The sequence below is a fragment of the Streptomyces natalensis ATCC 27448 genome (assembly GCF_000935125.1).
Classification (GTDB): Bacteria; Actinomycetota; Actinomycetes; order Streptomycetales; family Streptomycetaceae; genus Streptomyces; species Streptomyces natalensis.
Map to the genome: position 1 here is coordinate 18,823 of NZ_JRKI01000029.1, position 18,073 is coordinate 36,895.

Consider the following 18,073-nt stretch of genomic DNA (forward strand, 5'->3'; position numbering starts at 1 on the left):
CCTGCCCGGTGTGCGCCCCGATGCTGTACTGCGGCACCAGCAATGACACGCGAATCGCCGGCTGGAAAGCCACCAGGCCGGCCTGGTGGCGGTCAATCGGCGGGCGATTCGCCCGGCGCCACGAGGAGATCCCGGAGTTCGGCGGGAAGAGCGTGCTGCGAATGGAGCGGGACACTGATGTCGAGATGCTGCTTCAGGCCGTGACTGCCGCAGGCCCGGACGGACGGATCGACCTCACCGCCGCCCAGGAGGCCGCCGCCGAGCGCTTCATGGACTGCGTGATCACCGCCATGACCGCCGGTCAGCTGGCCATCGAACGTGATCTCCAGCCTCTCGCCCGTCTCGACGGCGCCACCCACCCCGCCGCCCTTGTGGCGGCCGCCACCGCATGCGTCGCGGCCCTCACCCTCGCGGCCACCCTGACCGCAACCCTCGCTCAGGGCACCCCCTGAACCCCCGTCAAGCCCCCAGCACCGCGCCGTGCGCTGTCGTCCGCTCATACCGAGAAGCCCCTCACAGTTCCTTCGGTGAGGGGCTTCCGGGTGTATGAGGAGGTCAGTGGGCCTTGGCGTACGCTTCGCGGACCGCTGCCGGCACCCTGCCGCGATTGCTGACCTCGAAGCCGGCTTCCTTGGCCCATGCGCGGATGGCGGCGCTGTCGTCACGGCTGACGGCGGTGGCCTTGTGGGACTTGCGGGCCCTACCGGTCTTTCGCCCCGCCTTGGTGAAGGGAGCCATCGCCTCAAGCAGTTGGTCGTAGCTGTCGGGAGCCAGGTCAATCTCGTACTGCACACCGTCAAGACTGAAGGTGTGGGTGGTGGCCTCCGAGGACTCTTCACCCGTGAGGTCATCCGTGCAAATGGTTACAACTTTCTGGGCCATGGCACGATTGTAGAAGCTGGCAGTGCAGCCAAGAACGATCCACGCAGCGGGCCGTTACCGACTCATCAGGCAGCCCTAGTGGGCCGCCAGCATCCCCACAACGATGCCCACGACCATCACCACGCCGAGGGCCAGTAGCACGCGCTTGGGATCCACTCCCGTGGGGCGGCCTGCTGACCCACGACGCAGGAAAAGAGGCATCCCGACGAAGCCCTGCGAGTCCCCGGTGTGATGGTGGTGATTGCCGTGGTGGCCGTGGTGGCCCAACCCACCGCCATGATGGTGCCCGCTGAAGCCACCGCCGTGGTGGCCGCCCCCGCTGAATCCTCCGCCGCCGTGCATGGTGCTCTCCCCGTTGTTCGTGATCCGTTCTTCACCACCCCCTGCCCGGGTTCCGCCGGCCCACACCTGAACGGCCGAGGTCCTTCGCGCCTACTCGCTGACTGCGTATCAATCACGTGACGCATCGGACAGCCGCTACCAGCCCTCGCAGGGGCCATCTCCGGCGCCACCAGTTGGTATGTACGCTTGGTCACGTGAAGCAGTACAACCAGCGCGGTACCGATGCACACACCTATACCGTCCTCGCCTTGACCCTGATCGGCACCGCCATCGGCGGCTTTACCTTCAGCGCCGTCTCGGAGTGGCAAGGAAAAATCCTCGCGCTGATCATCTTGATCGGTTGGGGTCTGGGCGTCCGATGGTGGAGCCGCACCCGGCCCCACCACACCAGCGACACCTACTGACCTCGCGAGGTGACGGGAACGCGGGCGGGGACGACGTCACTTCAGCGCCGTATTCGCCGCCGTCGTCAGGATCGACCGTAGCTGCGCAATGATGTCCAGCCGGTTCCGCACGAACTGCGGATCCGTGATCTTTCCGGTCGCCGGATCGGTGTTGCCGGCGCCGAACTGGAGCACCGGTGTGTGCACGTGCCCGCCCGGCAGCGTGTCGTGCAGGCCCAGCCGGTCGCGCAGCAGGGTCGCGCGGTAGGCGATCTCATTGGAGAGGTAGTTGCCGCCGCCGCCCTCGCGGGCCGTGGAGCCCGGGGTGGGGCCGTCGGGGCGTACGACGGGTTCGGTGCTCCCTGTCGGGATCTCGGTGACGGGGGTGTGGTCGTAGGCCGGGAACCGGCCGGTGTGCGCGGTCACGATCGCCTTGTAGGGGAGGGTGGTCGTCGTCCACTGCGGTGGTGTGGCCGGGGCGGCGACCGGGATGGTCCCGGTGCTGCTGATGTTGCCGTTGTCGGGGTAGCCGCCGCGCCAGGCCCCGTTCGTCCGCTCGACGTCGAAGCGGCCCGTCCGGCCCTGGCTGACCGTCGTGTACAGGTCGACCTTCGGCAGGTACGGCGCCAGCGTCCGCTCCACCGTCCCGTTCGCGAAGTCCTGCCAGCGCACCGGGAACGTGACGGCCTCGATGCGGGCCGGTCCGGAGTTGGTCTGGATCACCTTCCCGTCGAGAGCGAGCGCGACGGCCCCGGACGGGTTGGAGATCCTGATGTCCTGGTCCAGCGTGAACGGGTCGAAGCCGGTGACGAGAATGCCCTTGATGCCCGTGGCGCACGACGGGTAGCGGATGTCGCTCCGGCCGCGCGAGGTCCGCTCCAACTGGTCCAGCAGGGCCGAGCGTTGCGCGTCACCGGATCCCGAAGTCCGGCTCCCACGTGCGCACGTCCCGCGTCATCAGCTTGTCGACGACCTTGTTGTAGCGGGCGGTGGTCATCTCCGAGGAGCGGCCCGGCCGCACAGCCGACAGCCACACCAGCTGCCCCTTGTGATCGGTGAGCGCGAGGAAGAGCAGGCCGTGGGCCGCCCGCCTGTCGGCGAGGCGCTGGTCATGGTGCAGGACGCCGAGCACGATCGCGGCAATCGTCCCGGCCGGGAGCTTGCGCACCTGGAGCGGATCTTCTTCAGGTGGGTGCGCAGCAAGCCGGCGACGAGGTTCAAGGTGGCCGTGGACAGCTGCAGACTGGACTGAATAAACAGCTCTCTCCCGGAGCCCTTGGCTGGGCTGGTCTCGTTCGCATGCAACGTCAACTGCCGCCGGGGACACCACTGTTACGGCACGTACCGGACATCGCATTGCGCCCCGGACCGGGTACAGCGTCGATCAACAGCCTGACGGGGCGTGATCTCGAATACGAGTATTGAATTCGACCAGGTCAATGAGGTGACCGTCGGATGCATGCTCTCTCATCCGCCGCGGGTGGCACGGCTGTCACAGTGGTGGTCGCAAGAGAAGGCCGCGGAAGCCTCGCAAGGTCCCTGCGCGCCCCCATTCTACAGCTTGCGCGCCCCTGGCGGATTCTTGTTTATTTTCGCATCAACTGAAATTCTATTCAAGGGCGAAAATGAGCCCCGCGCATCCGAAAGGCATCGGAGCCCCGCGCGTACGTCCGCGCTCACCTCGGCCTCTCCTCCTTTCCCTTGTCGAATTCATGTGGCCACCACGTTCACCACTGGTCTCCCGGCGACAGACGATCGCCCCGCGCCCATCACCCACATGACCAGCACGAATCCCTTAATCAAACGTCACACCAGCCCCGCGACGAGCAATTTCAAGATGGACACCTTCAACGAGGGCCAGGAGCTGATGATCTCTCCATATATCGCACGTTGGTCAGGTGAACAGCCTCACACGACCGGTCTGCTGGTTCGCAATAGTCGGCTTGGCTACCGTGATGAACAGCTGGGCGATCGCGATGGATGCGGCGCGTTGTGGGTGCGATGCCCCACGGCACCGGGTGACGGGCAGATCCAGTTCGGCAGGGTCCACCCCCGTCGCCAGCGTGATGCCATGTGGAACATGCGCTGCCAGGTCTGCGGCCGAGATCCCGACGAGGACGATCGCGGGCTGCTGTGGCTGGAGTCGAAGGCCCCTGACGAGATCGCGGCGGCCCATGGGGTCGGCGCGCCCGTCCTGACCTGCTACCCGCCGATCTGTAGCCCGTGTCTGCGCGCATCGACCGCCCAGTGCCCTGACTTGCGGAAACGCGCGACCGTGCTGCGAGTGCAGGCAGTTCGCCTCTACGGCGTGATCGGTCCCCACTACACACCAACCTCAGACGGGCGGCTCGTCATCGGCACCAGCGAACCGTCCCCCGAAGAGAAAACGTTCTGCTACCACGATCCACGACTGCCCATGGTGCTGGCGTTCCAGCAGCTCATCCAACTCGAGGACTTCACGATCGTCACCGGAACCAACCAAATTGGAGGAAAGACACGATGGGCAACACCCGCAGACGTCTGATCGCCACCATGGGCGCAGCGGCCGTCATCGCCACCATGGCCGGGACGACACCGGCCCACGCGGATGCCTCCGCCGACATCTGGACGGTCTACGCCGGCCATGGGTCACTCGAGGCCAATATGCAGGCGTGCAAGAACAGCCTCATCCCGGTCAACGACGCATGCTTCGGCCTCCAGGACCACGAAGTCCTCGGCCTGGTCGACGGCCTGCTGGCCACCGACGAAATCAACGACGTGGCGCACATCAGGTACGACGACCTCGGTACGCTCCCCCCACCCGAGACACCGACGAACGCCATCATCAGGGCCTGGAACCGACCTGGCATCGACAAACCCACCATGCTCATCGGCGCCGGAACTCCAACGGACCAGACCGCCAACGAGATGTCCGGAATGGAGTTCTACCTCAACCCTGGCCAAGACCTCAACGGGGGCCCATTGGACGGCTACGGCGGGTATGGCAGCGGCGGTCCCGGCTGGAACGGTGGCGGCTGGGGCGGCTGCAACTCCTGCGGGTGGCAAACCCAGGGCTTTGGCAACCAGTTTCCCATGATGGGAGGTTGGAGCGACGTGAATCTCAAGGACGGCATCGTCCCTGTCACCTGGAGCCGCTGAATGAGTTCCCCTAGACCCCGGTCCCCGCAACCGCGGGAACCGGGGGCCACTGAGCAGAGCGAAGATGTACGTCTCCCGGTCAACGGCTTCGACATCCTTGACAAAGTGCTGACCTTGCCGGTCACCACCTGGCACTACAAGACCGACCCCCCGGGCGTCTGCCACCTGGGCCCGATGGCCCAAGACTGGAAAGCAGCCTTCAACCTGGGCGACGATGACACCATGATCTGGTGCGTCGACGCCAACGGCGTCACCATCGTCTCCATCCAGGCCCTCCACCGGCTCATCACCGACCTGCAGACCGCCAATGCCCGCCTCCAATCCCAACTCGCCGACCTCACTACACGCCTCGACTCCATAACTGGTCGTGGGGGTGGTGTGGGTCGTTGATCGCGTACTCATGCTGGTCGCGGGCGATCATCGGAGCTCAAGATCGCCCGCCGTCTCGGCGACCACGGATCCATGGATTCTCCAGCGTGAGCGCGGTGTCTGTCCGTATGTCCGTACGATCCGGACGCAAAGTGCCACACGTGGCCAACGACACGGAACCAGACCTGCGCGAGCTGAGCTGATCGCTGCCCGTCGGGCCGAGCGGGACGTGCAGGTGGAGGAGTTGAGCCAGCAGGTCCAGGCAGCGCGCGAGGAGCTGGAGGAGTTGTCCACCGCCGAGAGGGTCGCACGCCGGCTGGCGGAGCATCTGCACGTCGAGGCCGCGAAGCAGGTGGCACCCTCTCCCGCTACAGGCCAGGTCGCAGGCCGTGCGGTGCTGCTGGTCCCGCACCGTGAACGCGGCCTCGGCATGGATGTACTGCCCGAGGACTACCAGCGGATCACGGATGTGGTCGGCGCGGTGCGGACCGCGGCATCGACCATTCGGCCGGGTCGTGCCATAACAGTGGTGTCCGCGACGGCAGTTGACGTTGCATGCGAAACGGAGCCGGAGCCCACGGCCAGCGCATCTACGACTGGGCCGGCACCGAGGTCAGGCCCTGGCAACGTCCGGACCGCCGGCACTGGGTCCTGGCCCGCCGCAGCCTCACCGCCCCGCACGAGATCGCCTACTACATCGCCTACGCCCCCGCCGATGCCACACTCGATGACCTCATCGCCGTCGCCGGCACCCGCTGGGCCATCGAGGAATACTTCCAAAGCGCCAAGGACGAATGCGGCCTGGACCACTACCAGGTCCGCCGCTACCAAGGATGGCACCGGCACATCATTCTTGCCATGGCCGCCCACGCCTCCCTCACCGTCACCCGCGCGACCGGACTCAACACGGACAAAGCAGACACGGATCCTCCGGACTCGTTCCCCGCAGTGTCCCCGAACTCCGACGCCTGACCACCCGCCTCAGCCAGCCCGCCCACCACAGCATCGAGTTCGTGCTGCACTGGTCCTGCTGGCGCCGCCGACGACAACACCAAGCCAGCCACAGCCGCTACAAACGACGAGGCCATAGCCATAGAAATACCGCCTCGTCACCTCAGACACGGTTGCAGTACTACCACCTGGCTGCGGTCGCGTGGGGTGCCCTCGTGGAAGGCGGCGCTGCCGGTCAGGCGCATGGCACCGAAGCCGATCCGGTTAACCGTGAGGTCCCCGAGCCGCCACGTGCCCGCAGCCGTCGCAGAGACCTTGTCCGACGTCATTTCCTCCACCAGCTCCTTCTGAACGTCCCCCGCCCCTTGCCGGTTCGAGACCAGGCAGGCGTGGAGTATGCCCAGGTGAGAGCCATGACGAGAAGACACCTGGTGGTGGGGGAATGTCACAGCGAAACCGGGAATCTCCACACGGCACGCCCGGTTATGCGTAGTGGTGCTTCACCACTGGAGAAGAGGTGCCACCTGTCACGAACGGGGACGTGCATCTGCTGGATCCGCTGGCCCCGACTTTACGTCGTGATCGAAGGCGTCCGGTACGAGGTCCAACCCGCCATAGCCGACGCTCCAGCCAGCGCGCTGTCCCGCGCCTGGTGCGCTGGCTGGAGCGGCCGAATACACGTACCCCTTCCGGCGCGTCACGGTGCAGAACCGTGCTGTAGGACGTGAGCGGTAGGACGTGAGCTGTAGGACGTGAGGGTTCGCTGGCTGTGTGAGGCATCCCTCTCCCGTCGTCGTGGCGCTGGTGGCCTGGGAAGGTTGACCATGTAGTCATGACCTCCTCGCCCCGCCCGCCGCACGTCGGCGGCCGACCGGATCCCAAAGGCGCGACTACCACGCTCGGTGGAGAGTCCGCTCCCGCCCGCGGGTACCTGCTGGACAACGCGCGCGCCGAGGCGGGCGAGCGATTCGTCTGGCTGGCCGAGCTGTTCGACGGTATAACGCGCGGGCACTTCGATCGACTGGGGGTCAGGGCCGGCTCGCGCTGCTGGGAAGTGGGGGCCGGTGGCCGCAGTATCCCGGAGGCGCTCGCGGCAGCCGTCGGTCCGACCGGGCACGTGCTGACCACGGACATCGACCCGTCGTGGCTGAAGGCAGGCGACGGGTACGAGGTGCGCCGGCACGACGTCGCCGCTGATCCGACCCCGGAGCCGGGGACGTTCGATCTGGTGCACGCCCGGCTCGTACTCGTCCATGTACCCGACCGGGCCCGCGCGTTGGCCACGATGGCGGCAGCACTACGGCCCGGCGGCTGGCTGCTGGTCGAGGACGCCGATACCGCTCTGCAGCCACTGGCGTGCCTGGACGACAGCGGCCCTGCGCAGCGGCGGGCCAACCGGCTGCGCGACGCGGTCCGGGAGCTGCTGACGCGCCGCGGCGCGGACCTGCGCTACGGCCGGACACTGCCGCGGGCATTGCGTGAGGCCGGCTTGGTTGATGTCGCCGCGGCGGGCTCTTTCCCGGTCGGCGGGCTGGCCTGCGACCGGCTGGAGGCGGCGACCATCCGGCACGTGCGCGACGAGTTGCTCGCGGCCGGCCTGGCCGACGACGCCGAGATCGACGCGCACCTGGCCGCCATCCACGCGGGCGAACTCGACCTGACACTCGCGCCACTGATCTCGGCCTGGGGACGCCGTCCAGCCGAGCCCCCTCCGGCACTCGGTTAGGTGCGGATCCAGGCGTTGTCCGACCTGCCCACGGCGCAGTTCGTCGAGGGAGGCCAGGCAGCTCGCGCAGGTGCGCGCTGCGCGTCACCGGAGCTGGGCCGGCCCGCGCACGGGCTTCGAAGATCATGGAGTTCTCGACGCCCCGTGATCCGGGTGAACCTGCGCCGACAGCTGACATCCCTGCCCTGGACCTGGAAGGACATCCCGCTGCTGGGCCGCACCAAGCAGACCAGCCACGGACGATCCGAGATCCGCCGTATCAAGGTCGCCACCGTCAAGAACCTGCTGTTCCCCGGCGCCCGCCAGACCACCGAGGCCCACCACCACGTCCGGGACACCACCTTCACCGAAGATGCCTCCCAACTACGTACCGGCAACGCACCCCGCGCCATGGCCACCTGGCGCGACCTCGCCATCGGCGCCGTGAAATTGAACGGCACCACCAACATCGCCGCAGCCCTCCGCCGCAACGCCCGCGACCCACGCCGCCCACTCGCCCTACTCGGACTCGCGTGATCGCAAAACGCACATCCCACGACTACGCCGAAGCCCTGTTCGTGACGGCGGGCAGCTCCTTCCAGGCCGAATTAGACGTCACGCACCTCTACTTGATGGCGATCGCCGCGTGACCGGCAGTCGGACGACGCTCATCGTAAGAGGAACTGCGCCATGACGAGCCCATACCTTGATTACGCAGAGAGTTCTCACTACCGCACAGTTGGTGATGCGCAGCGGTCGGCATGTCCCGAAATGGGCGGCGTCGGCGCTGTACCCCGTACCAATATCGGCCGCACGGCAGCCCTTTCCGTGGATTCACATGCACGCGATACGGCCGGTCGGTGCTCGTATGAATCGGCGGACATCACGGCTACTCCCCGATAAATCAAGGACGTTGACCCGGTGTCATTTGCACTAGCTGGTGAAGGTGTTGTAGTAATCCTCTTGCACTTCCCGAGCATGACAGGCCAAGGAGGCGCCACTGGCGTTCACTGCCGTTCATTACGTACTCAGTAGTAGCTTATGCGCACCGGAATTAAGCGGCAACAGTGAGTGCAGGAGAAGGGCGTCCCGGGCAGGTGAGGACCCAACCGTATTCGCGAAGGCGCGTGCCGGTTGGCGAGGCGTGGACTTCACCGAGTGACGACTCGACGTCCCCTCCAACATCGACCGTCCAACGGCCTGGGCACCAATTCCCCCACACTTCGAAAGAGTCATAAATGCGCCTTACCCGCGTCATAACTCTGTGGAGAACGTTAGCGGTGATCGCGCTAACCGGGAAATGCCCCTCCCTGCAGGACACTTCATCGGCCGCATGCCGACTGCCGTTGAAAGGCACCCAACACCTCACCTTCTTCGACTACGAGGCTCTCTGGTCCCAGCCACCAGGCCCCTTCAAGGAATCCCCCGCCCAACCATCCCCTCACTCGGCACCATCGCCTCCGACCGAGCCTTCACCATCCAACGCGTCTACGTCGCGGCCTTCTTCGACAAGCACCTCCGCCACCGGCACAGCCACCTGCTCGACGGCCCCTCACACCACCGCCCAGAGAACGACTTCATACGCTGAACCGACCGCAGTCCCCGCTTCCTCGACCACAGCACAGCGCGAGGGGCAACTGGCCGACATCCACGACGGTATGGACGTGACGTCCGTTTCAATCCGCCGGGTTGATGCGGAGGACGGTCCGCCACGACACCACACACATGAGGAGCAACATGGCCAGAGCAGCCCGGCACCTCGCAGCCCTCGTGCTGCTCATCTCCGCCCTCGTCCTTCCCGAGGCGCTCCAGCCCACTGCCGGGGCCGAAAGGGCCCCACTGCCCTACCCGACGCGGTCCGACTACCGCATCAAGGGCATACAGCCGGACTTCTGGTCCAACAAGGACGAGATCGCCGGCAACAACGCGGGCGGTGTGTCCATGAACCTCGTCTGGGCGAACTGGGAGCCAAGCCCAAAAACGGGCCCCTGCGCTGCCAATGAGCAGGAGTTCGACGGTCGCTGCTTCGCCATCCCGCCCGACGTGGACTCGGCCATCAAGGAGTGGACCGACCGCGGCGTGGTGGTCACCGCCATCGTCTACGGCACGCCCGCCTGGGCCCGCCAAGGCCACCCCTGCGATTCCGCACCCGGCCAAGAGCTGTTCTGCGTACCCGACCACCCTGCCGACTTCGGCCGGTTCGCCGGAATGCTGGCCCAGCGTTACGACGGTCTGCACGGGCACGGCCGGATCGCCGACTTCGTGATCGACAACGAGGTCAACACCAACACCTGGTTCAACATCGGCTGCGGCCGGGGCAAGCCCTGCGACACCACACAATGGCTCGACCAGATCGCGGCCAACTACAACGCCGCCTACGACCGCATCACCGCCCAGCAGCCCACCGCAAAGGTACTGACCTCGCTGGACCACCACTTCGGTACGGCCTATGACCAGCCATCCGGCAACGACGCGACGCTGTCCGGCATGACCGTGCTCAAGGGCCTGGCCGCCCGGGCGGGATCGCGCCAGTGGCGGGTCGCCTACCACCCCTACGCACCGGACCTGTTCAAGCCCGCCTTCTCCCCCGACGACTACCCCGACGTCACCTACGGCAACATCGGCGTAGTGGTGGGCTGGCTGCGCCAGCAGTTCCCGGACACCCCCTCCGCCTGGACGATCCAGCTCACCGAGAGCGGCATCAACTCCGGAGACCAGTCCAACGAGTCCCAGCAGGCCGCATCCGTGTGCGACGCCTTCCGCAACGTGCTCGGCACACCGGACATCGAGAGCTACATCTACCACCGGATGCAGGACAACCCCGCCGAGGGCGGCCTCAAACTCGGCCTCCGCAGACAGGACGGCTCGGCAAAACCCGCATGGTCCACGTGGGCGCTGGCCAACCGCAACGACCTGCCCACACCCCAACTCTCCTGCGGCTTCGAGCACCTGCCCTACACCCTGCTGCGCCGCGGCTACAACCCCAACCGGGGACACGTCGCCTCCTCCCGACTGCTGCCACCCGGATTCACCCAGGAGCAGACCTGGAAGCTGCTGCGCCACCAGGCACCCGGCACCACCATGCTCTACGAGTGCAAGGTGGGCGGGCACACGCTGCTGACCCGCGACCCCGGCTGCGAAGGCCAGTTCCCCCTGGGACCCGTCGGCTACCTCCACACCAGCCAGGTGAGCGGGACCGTACCCCTCTACCGCTGCTACACCCCCTCCAGCGGAGACCACTTCATCTCCAGCGCCGCCGACTGCGAGGGCCACACCACGGAGTCCGTGCTCGGCTACGCGTTCCCTTAGCGCCTCTCAGCAGGGTCGGGGACTGGGGGCTCGCACCATGCAGCCCTGGCGAAGAGTGGCTCAAGCGTGCTGGTACGTGGTGAGGCTGCGCCGACCAATGAGGAACCACAGCAGGCTGCCCAGGAAGGGCGCGACGAAGGCGAACACCACCCACACCAGCTTCATCCCGCCATCCATCCGAGCCCTCAGGATACTGACCAGAGCACCAACGAACAGCACGACGGAGGCGACCGCCATACTGATCAGTATGCCGATGCCCGACAGGAACACGGCGCGGTCGGACAGAGCCAGGAGGTTGTGCTGACCAGCGAGAACGGCATGCATGACTGGATCACGGCCTTCGTGCGAAGTGAAGAGGGGACATACGGCACTCGGGCGCCGCCGGCCCCCGCTCCGGATTGTGGCCTTGCTGTGAGAGCCACCCGAGCGGCGGGCTTCCCAGAAATCTACGTCGGCATCGACCGGGAAACACTCACCCTCAGTACGATCCCACCCCCCGTGATCATCAACCGTGGGAGGCAGGGGCCTCCTACTCAAGGGGTACGCCGTCGATCTGATCAGAGCCGCTGCGCTGCCGCTTCTGCGAGTGCCACCGGGCCCCTTGCTTCACCGCGTGGCTCGCCTCAGCCCGGACCACGCCGAGTAACGAGTTCAGCACCCCACCCGATACCCGTCTGCCCCGCCGAGCAAGGCGGCCTCCTCAGCGTGCTCGTCGGGAGTGTTCTCCCCGTCGTACAGCCCAGTTCGATCGTTGCCGCGACGACCTGCCGCCTCGGCCCCGGCCTCGGAGAAGGGCCCACGGTCACTGGGGGCTCACTGCCGTTCGCCCACGGCCTGCTCGTGATGGCTGCCGGGCATGCCCGAGTGCCGCAGCCGCTCAACTACGTGGGGCTGACCGGTCATCGGTCGGCGAGCCGGTAGAGCTGGATGCCGGATCGCTCCATGACCAAGTGGTAGCCAAGTGAAGGAAGCTCCGGCAGACGGGGCAGCTCCCCGCGGAGGCCAGGCATACCGCCGCGGGTGGGATCGCTGATCAGCAGCCACTCCGGCTTGGTGCCGCTGTCCAGGACCTGCGGGAAACGGTAGACGCAGGCCCGTGAAGTGAGCTGCGGGGCAAGATAGTTGACGACGCCGATCTCGGCACCGTCCGGTACGGCGGCCATGACCTCGCGGGCCGGGCCGGCCCAGGGGCTGGGCCGCCACGCGGGCCCGGCCACATCGCGCAGTGGCAGGAACGGAGCGGCCAGCAGGCTTGCCGCGACGCTGACCGCCACGGCCCGCGTGATCAGCCTGGGCCGGTTCAGTCTGCCCAGCGCATCGGCGAAAGCGAGGAAGACGACGGGCATCAGGACGGCGCTGTAGTGGTAGTCCAGCCCCCAGTACGCCGGGTTCGTCGACCAGAAGCGCCAGGCAAGGGTGGGCAGCGCGAGGAGGACCAGCGGCGAGCGCAGGGCCAGGAATGCGGTCGGGGCGAGCAGTGCGAGCAGCGTGCCGAGTTTCTGCGGTGGCAGCAGCAGCCGGGTGAGCGGATTGCCGGTGGCCTCGGTGGCGCTGTCGAGGTAGGCGTAGTGGCCGTCGGGGTTGAGGGCCGGGATGACGACCAGCACGATCAGCAGGCCGGACAGCACACCGCAGGCCATTACGGCACCACCGAGTCGGCGACGGCGGCCGCACAACAGGATGTACAGGCCGATGGCGGTGACCGTCAGCGGCAGGTCTTCCTTGACCAGGACCAGCGGCAGTGCCCAGGCCACGGCGGTGCGCCAGCGGCGCAGGGCCAGGCTTTCCAAGCTGAAGGCGAGCAGGGGGACCGCGAAAGCTATCTCGTGGAAGTCGAAGGCGACGGCTTTCTGCAGGCCCCAGGACAAGCCGTAGGCGACGCCGATCGCGGTGCCCAGCCGTGGGGTGGTGGTGTGGATCGCCAGCCGGGTGACCGGGATGACGGACAGCGCGAGCAGCGCGGCCTGCGCGGTGAGCAGGGTCAGCGGGGTCGGGAAGAGCCGGTAGAGCGGGGCGAGGGTGGCCAGGATCGGGTGGAAGTGGTCGCCGAGGAGGTTGTAGCCGGCGCCCTTGAGTTCGGAGACGGGGGCGCGCAGGTGGGCGTAGGCGCGTACGGCCTGCTCGAAGATGCCCAGGTCGTAGCCGGTGGAACGGAGCTGGAGGTGCTTGGTGACCGACAGGGCGGCGTAGGCGGCGCAGAACAACGCTGCCAGCAGATGGGGGCGGCCCGCGCGTCGCCGCTGGGCGTCACCGCCGCGGGGCAGCGCCAGGTCCACCGACGGTCGGGGGCCAGGGCGGGACAGGGCGGTGGACGGCACCGGGCGCTCCTGCGGGATGCGGGCAAAGACGGACAGGCATCCACCTTCGGCGGCGTGGCATGAAGCAGCGATGAAGCCGCATGAAGCGATCTTCATGTGGGGAATCGCGCCCATGGCACGATGGCGAGCATGCGCGTATTGGTGGTCGAGGACGAGGAGCGACTCGCCTCCGTGCTCCGCCGGGGCCTGGAAAGCGAGGGTTACGCCGTCGATGTGTGCCACGACGGCCGCCACGGCCTGTCGATGGCCCGCCACCAGCCCTACCAGGCGATCATCCTGGACATCATGCTCCCCGGCCTGGACGGGTACCGGGTCTGCGACCGGCTGCGACGCGAGGACATCCGCACCCCGATCCTGATGCTCACCGCCAAGAACGGCGAGTACGACGAGGCGGAGGCCCTGGACACCGGAGCCGACGACTACCTGGCCAAACCGTTCTCCTACGTGGTGCTCCTGGCCCGGCTACGGGCACTGATCCGCCGCGGCGGACCCGTGCGCCGGCCCGCCGTGCACATCGGAGACCTGCACCTCGACCCGGCCACCCGCCGGTGCCGCCGCGGCGGGACCGAGATCGAGCTCACAGCCAAGGAATTCGCCGTCCTCGCCTACCTCGGGCTCCGGGCCGGAGAGGTGGTCAGCCGCGCCGACCTGCTCGAACAGGTCTGGGACGCCCATCACCAGGCCGCCAGCAACATCATCGACGTCCACATCGGAGCACTGCGCCGCAAGATCGACATCCCCTTCGGCCGCTCCACCATCCATACGGTGCGCGGCGTCGGCTACCGGCTGATCGACGATGATCGGTAAGCGCCTGCCGATCCGGCTGCGCGCCGCCCTGGCCGCGGCCCTCACCGCCGCCCTGGCCTTCACCGCCGGCGCCCTGTGGCTGCGCCATGAGGTCTACGCCTCGAAAATGGACGAGGCCCGCAACCGGGCCAGTGCCAGCCTGGGCATCATCGAGCAGCGCTACAAGCGCGGCGCCGACAGCAACAAGCTCCTCTTCGAGACCGCCGACGCGTGGGCGATCGTCGACCATACGGGTCGGTTCGTCGAAGGCGACCCCGACCTGGAGCCCTTCATACCCGATCCCCTGGGTGTGCACCCTGACCTGCCAGGGCCGACCGTCATCATCGAGCGGGACCTCCACCTCGGCACCGTAACCAGCGATGCCCGGCCCGGCAGCGAAGAATTCGCCGACCGCGACTTCAGGGTGATGTCCTCGACCTTCCAGGGCCGTGGCCTGCGAGACGGCAGGTCGAAGGCCCCCGTCGAGAACCTCACCCTGCATGTCCTCGTCACCACCGGGGAGGCCGAAGAGGCCGTCGCCACCGTCGACCATGTGCTGTACGCCGGATATCCCGCGGCGGTCCTCCTGGTCGCCCTGATCGTCTGGGCCACCACCTCACGGGCACTGCACCCGGTGGAGGTCATCCAGCAGCGCCTGCGGGCCATCACCAGCCGTGACCTGAGCCTGCGTGTCCCCGTCCCACCCCGCCAGGACGAGATCGCCCGGCTGGCCGCCACCACCAACGACACCCTGGACCGGCTGGAACGAGCCGCCGAGCAGCAGCGGCGTTTCACCGCCGACGCCTCCCACGAACTGCGCACGCCCCTCGCCGCGCTGCGCGCCGACCTCGAAGTGGCCCTGCACTACCCCGACCGCACGAACTGGCCCGAGGTCGTCCGCGGCGCCCTCGGCGACGCCGAACGCCTTGATCAGCTCACCGAAGACCTCCTCCTGCTCGCCGACCTCGACAACCACACACCGTCGGCCAGCCGCACCGTCGAACTGGGCACCCTGGCCCACAAGGCAGTCGCACAGGCACGCCGGCACGCCCCCGACTCCGTCCAGATCGACTGCCCCGCCAGCGACAACGTCACCGTCCATGGCGATGCACGACAGCTGGAACGGCTCCTGCGCAACCTCCTCGACAACGCCGTGCGCCACGCCCGCAGTCACGTCCTGGTCACCGTCTCCGCCCACGCCGCCACCGCGCTGATCGAAGTCAGCGACGACGGCCCCGGCATACCGGCCGAGCACCGCGAAAAGATCTTCGAACGCTTCACCCGCCTCGACGCCTCCCGCAACCGCACCAGCGGCGGTACCGGCCTCGGCCTGGCCATCGCCCGCGAAGTCACCCACCATCACCGCGGCACCCTCACCCTCAGCGAGCAACCACCCGTTGCCGGAGCCCACTTCGTCGCCGCACTCCCCCTCGCCCCCGACACCGCACCCACGCCCGACGCAACAGCCAGGACGCCCGGCCAACCGCCATCCACCGGGTGACCTGTCGGAAAAGCCGCAGCAAGATCTGACCAGCCATACAAGGGTGGTGGCCCGAACCGTTCACCGGTCCGGGCCACCACATGGATCGCGCCGGGGATGCTCATTCCGGTCCGGAAGCAGAGCCCGCCGGACTGCACGCTGTACTGGTCCGTCTACGAGCCGGACAAGGGCTGGAGCGAGCAGGAGCCCCTCCCTCACGACCAGGCAGCACCCAGAACCCTGCCCTGGCGGAGTTCAACGGCGACCTGTACAGCGTCTACCGACGAGCCGTACCACTCCCAGAATCACAAGAAGCACGGCATGAACGTCCAGGTCATCGCACGGCCGGACGGAACCCCACTCTGGTTCTCACGTGCGACACCAGGGCGCACCACGACCTGACCGCGGCACGAGTCCACCGCATCGTCCAGGCGTGCCTGACCCGGCAGATCCTCGTGCTCGCGGACCGCGCCTATCAGGGAGCCGGCGCCACCATTCACACCCCCCTGCTACCACCACCGCGAACAGCCCGAGCGCTACCAGGAGTTCAACCGTGATCACGCCCGGCCGCGGACTCCTGGAGAACGTGCCTTCGCACAGCCGAAAGCCTGGCAACTGCTCCGGCGGGCCAGATGCTCCACCCGCCGCAACAGCACCATCGTCCAGGCCATCCACACCCTCCCGACCTGCACGTATTCGGGATAAAAGAGGTTCAGTGCTCGCAGAGGGAGAATTCTCGTTCGTAGAGTTGCTCGTTGTGTTCGTCGACGAAGAACTTGCGTTCCTGCATGAGTTGTTCGCGGTAGTTCTTGGCCTGTTCAAGTGTCATGGTCGAGGTGTCGGACCATGGCTGTTGCGGTGGCACATCGGATGTCGAGACGATCTTTTCCGACGGGTCGACCAGGAAGAACGCGAGAATCTTGCGATATCCCGGGCGGGTGGGGTCCGCGAGGCGGAATGAGCCGACGCGGTGTTGCAGGATGTTCGGGAACGCCAGGCAGCGGCCCGCTGGGGTCGATGCCGATCCCAGCATCTGGTTCAGTGCGTCTTCGTCCTCCAGGCCGTAGACCTCACGCAAGCCGTTGTCGTCGTTCTGTTCGTAGTTCGGGTCGTCGAGTGCCGCCCGGAAACTCAGCCGGCTTTCGGTGATGTTCTCGCTGTCCCAGTAGTAGATGCCGGTCGAGACGATCCGCTCGTTCATCATCCCCTCGACATGCCAGGAACCGCCGGGGTACTCGGGCTTGTCCGGGGTGAGATGAATGGTGGCGAGCTTGACGATGACCTGGAGACGGTGGCCGCGCAGGTCGACTCGGGCGGAGTCGTAGGGCAACTCGGGCGGGGTGAACGCCGGGGCGTCCGGGATGACCGGGCGGCGGTTCTCCCACCAGTCGTCCTGGGCCTCTCCCCATGCACGGCGGGCTTCCGCGTAGGTCTCGTCATCACTGTAGGAGGATCTGTCCGGATACTCCGGTTCAGAGTCGTACCACCCGTAAGGATCGGCCTCGATCCGCAGGGGCCGCGGATGGCGCAGATCGGTGAGCACGTTCTCCAGCAGCGGGCGCAGGCGCGCGAACAAGTCCGGCAGGACGGAGACCAGTTCGCGATGAGTCTCGGGGTGGACGTTGTTGACGTACGAACGGAAGGTGACATCGCCGTCGTCACTGACGTCGACGTCCGTGGGCAGCCACTGGAATTTTTCCGAGAATTCGTACTTCGAGTAGCGGTTCGTCGGGTTCTGCCAAGCCCGCTCGGGCGCGCCGCTCACTTCTCTCACCAGGCAGAACAGTGAGGGATGAACCAGATCCAGTACCTGGCCGTCGGATCCGGGGTGCCAGTCCTGTTCTGCTTCGGGGACCTCTTCCAGAACCCGAACCGCCTCGCGCAGCCGGGATCTGAGCTCGTCACTGACCAGTGTGTCCGACTGCCACACCCCGTCGACGGCGGACACCTCGACGCCGGTTCGTCCGTCCCGCAGCGTGGCGTAATGCACGAGTTCGGCAAGCACGTAACGAACCTGCGCTTCGGTGAGGCCCTGGGCGACCGCTTCTTGCGTCCACCTGGCGACGATGTCGGCATCGTTCATCTTGTCGAACCACCCCGACTTCGCCCGAATGTGGGCGCTGCACTGCATCATCTGAAGTTCCCGCAGCGTTCGGGGTGTCGCGAACGATATGGAACGGGAAGCACGAAAGGGCAGCGGGAAAGCAGACAGGCCAGTCAATTCTCTTGGTCCTCCCAGTCGATGTGCCGTGGCGGGAAGGGTACTTCAGCGGACTGACACCGCAGCCGTGGTTGTCCTCGCTGATCCGGGAGCCAGAGCATCGGCGTAGTCGCGTGATGTCCGGTTCGCGCCCAGCCAAGGCCGAGGAGCACGAGGGGAAGACGGGGGTCGCGGGCGTTGCGGCGTAGG

At 67.0% G+C, this 18,073-nt stretch carries 14 protein-coding genes and 4 pseudogenes; 12 read left to right on the top strand and 6 right to left on the bottom strand.

Going from position 1 to position 18,073, the window contains the following annotated elements:
- The first annotated feature begins 8 nt into the window (after positions 1-8).
- Complete coding sequence (locus tag SNA_RS19975; protein ID WP_198535095.1) at positions 9-452, top strand: hypothetical protein; 444 nt, start codon at positions 9-11, stop codon at positions 450-452.
- A gap of 103 nt (positions 453-555) precedes the next feature.
- Here SNA_RS19975 and SNA_RS19980 read toward each other — a convergent pair whose 3' ends face one another.
- Positions 556-882, bottom strand: a complete 327-nt coding sequence (locus SNA_RS19980) for a histone-like nucleoid-structuring protein Lsr2 (protein WP_044366086.1) — start codon at positions 880-882, stop codon at positions 556-558.
- Positions 883-1,418: 536 nt separating this feature from the next.
- On the opposite strand from SNA_RS19980, the gene SNA_RS19990 reads away from it, so the two are divergent.
- On the top strand, positions 1,419-1,628 hold the full coding sequence (locus SNA_RS19990; protein ID WP_044366089.1) for a hypothetical protein: 210 nt from the start codon (positions 1,419-1,421) through the stop codon (positions 1,626-1,628).
- Between the two features lie 36 nt (positions 1,629-1,664).
- On the opposite strand, the pseudogene SNA_RS19995 reads toward SNA_RS19990, so the two are convergent.
- Positions 1,665-2,632 (bottom strand): annotated as a pseudogene (locus tag SNA_RS19995) (pyroglutamyl-peptidase I); the annotation flags it as partial.
- Between the two features lie 752 nt (positions 2,633-3,384).
- Between SNA_RS19995 and SNA_RS42540 the strand changes: the two are divergent.
- The 4 genes and pseudogenes from SNA_RS42540 to SNA_RS20015 all read left to right on the top strand — a co-directional run.
- Positions 3,385-4,131 (top strand): hypothetical protein, encoded by a 747-nt coding sequence (locus SNA_RS42540; protein ID WP_157880002.1) that lies wholly within the window; start codon positions 3,385-3,387, stop codon positions 4,129-4,131.
- Positions 4,107-4,745, top strand: a complete 639-nt coding sequence (locus SNA_RS20005; protein ID WP_030067549.1) for a hypothetical protein — start codon at positions 4,107-4,109, stop codon at positions 4,743-4,745. The genes SNA_RS42540 and SNA_RS20005 overlap by 25 nt, the downstream gene beginning before the upstream one ends.
- The gene (locus tag SNA_RS20010; RefSeq protein WP_052808945.1) at positions 4,746-5,135 is read left to right on the top strand and encodes a tail fiber domain-containing protein; all 390 of its coding nucleotides are present in this window, start codon (positions 4,746-4,748) and stop codon (positions 5,133-5,135) included.
- 543 nt (positions 5,136-5,678) lie between these two features.
- Positions 5,679-6,086: pseudogene (locus SNA_RS20015) on the top strand (transposase); the annotation flags it as partial.
- Between the two features lie 155 nt (positions 6,087-6,241).
- Here the strand turns inward: SNA_RS20015 and SNA_RS20020 are convergent.
- Positions 6,242-6,394 (bottom strand): annotated as a pseudogene (locus SNA_RS20020) (aldo/keto reductase); the annotation flags it as partial.
- Positions 6,395-6,897: 503 nt separating this feature from the next.
- On the opposite strand from SNA_RS20020, the gene SNA_RS20025 reads away from it, so the two are divergent.
- From SNA_RS20025 to SNA_RS20035, 3 genes are all read left to right on the top strand, one after another.
- A complete protein-coding gene (locus SNA_RS20025) occupies positions 6,898-7,791 on the top strand; it encodes a methyltransferase domain-containing protein (RefSeq protein WP_030067553.1) in 894 nt (297 codons plus the stop codon).
- A gap of 144 nt (positions 7,792-7,935) precedes the next feature.
- Positions 7,936-8,307 (top strand): hypothetical protein, encoded by a 372-nt coding sequence (locus SNA_RS20030; protein WP_241779750.1) that lies wholly within the window; start codon positions 7,936-7,938, stop codon positions 8,305-8,307.
- A gap of 1,200 nt (positions 8,308-9,507) precedes the next feature.
- A complete protein-coding gene (locus tag SNA_RS20035) occupies positions 9,508-11,079 on the top strand; it encodes a DUF5722 domain-containing protein (RefSeq protein WP_030067555.1) in 1,572 nt (523 codons plus the stop codon).
- Between the two features lie 60 nt (positions 11,080-11,139).
- Here SNA_RS20035 and SNA_RS20040 read toward each other — a convergent pair whose 3' ends face one another.
- A complete protein-coding gene (locus SNA_RS20040; protein ID WP_030067556.1) occupies positions 11,140-11,403 on the bottom strand; it encodes a PLD nuclease N-terminal domain-containing protein in 264 nt (87 codons plus the stop codon).
- A 575-nt stretch (positions 11,404-11,978) separates the two neighbouring features.
- Positions 11,979-13,397: a DUF2079 domain-containing protein gene (locus SNA_RS20045; protein WP_051877367.1), complete on the bottom strand. Its 1,419-nt coding sequence runs from the start codon at positions 13,395-13,397 to the stop codon at positions 11,979-11,981.
- Between the two features lie 129 nt (positions 13,398-13,526).
- Between SNA_RS20045 and SNA_RS20050 the strand changes: the two genes are divergently transcribed.
- The 3 genes and pseudogenes from SNA_RS20050 to SNA_RS40010 form a co-directional block, all read left to right on the top strand.
- Complete coding sequence (locus SNA_RS20050) at positions 13,527-14,204, top strand: response regulator transcription factor (RefSeq protein ID WP_030067558.1); 678 nt, start codon at positions 13,527-13,529, stop codon at positions 14,202-14,204.
- Complete coding sequence (locus tag SNA_RS20055; protein ID WP_052808946.1) at positions 14,194-15,684, top strand: sensor histidine kinase; 1,491 nt, start codon at positions 14,194-14,196, stop codon at positions 15,682-15,684. The genes SNA_RS20050 and SNA_RS20055 overlap by 11 nt, the downstream gene beginning before the upstream one ends.
- 255 nt (positions 15,685-15,939) lie before the next feature.
- A pseudogene (locus SNA_RS40010) lies at positions 15,940-16,368 on the top strand (transposase family protein); the annotation flags it as partial.
- 7 nt (positions 16,369-16,375) lie between these two features.
- Here the strand turns inward: SNA_RS40010 and SNA_RS20060 are convergent.
- A complete protein-coding gene (locus SNA_RS20060) occupies positions 16,376-17,884 on the bottom strand; it encodes a DUF4246 domain-containing protein (protein WP_030067560.1) in 1,509 nt (502 codons plus the stop codon).
- Positions 17,885-18,073: the final 189 nt, after the last annotated feature.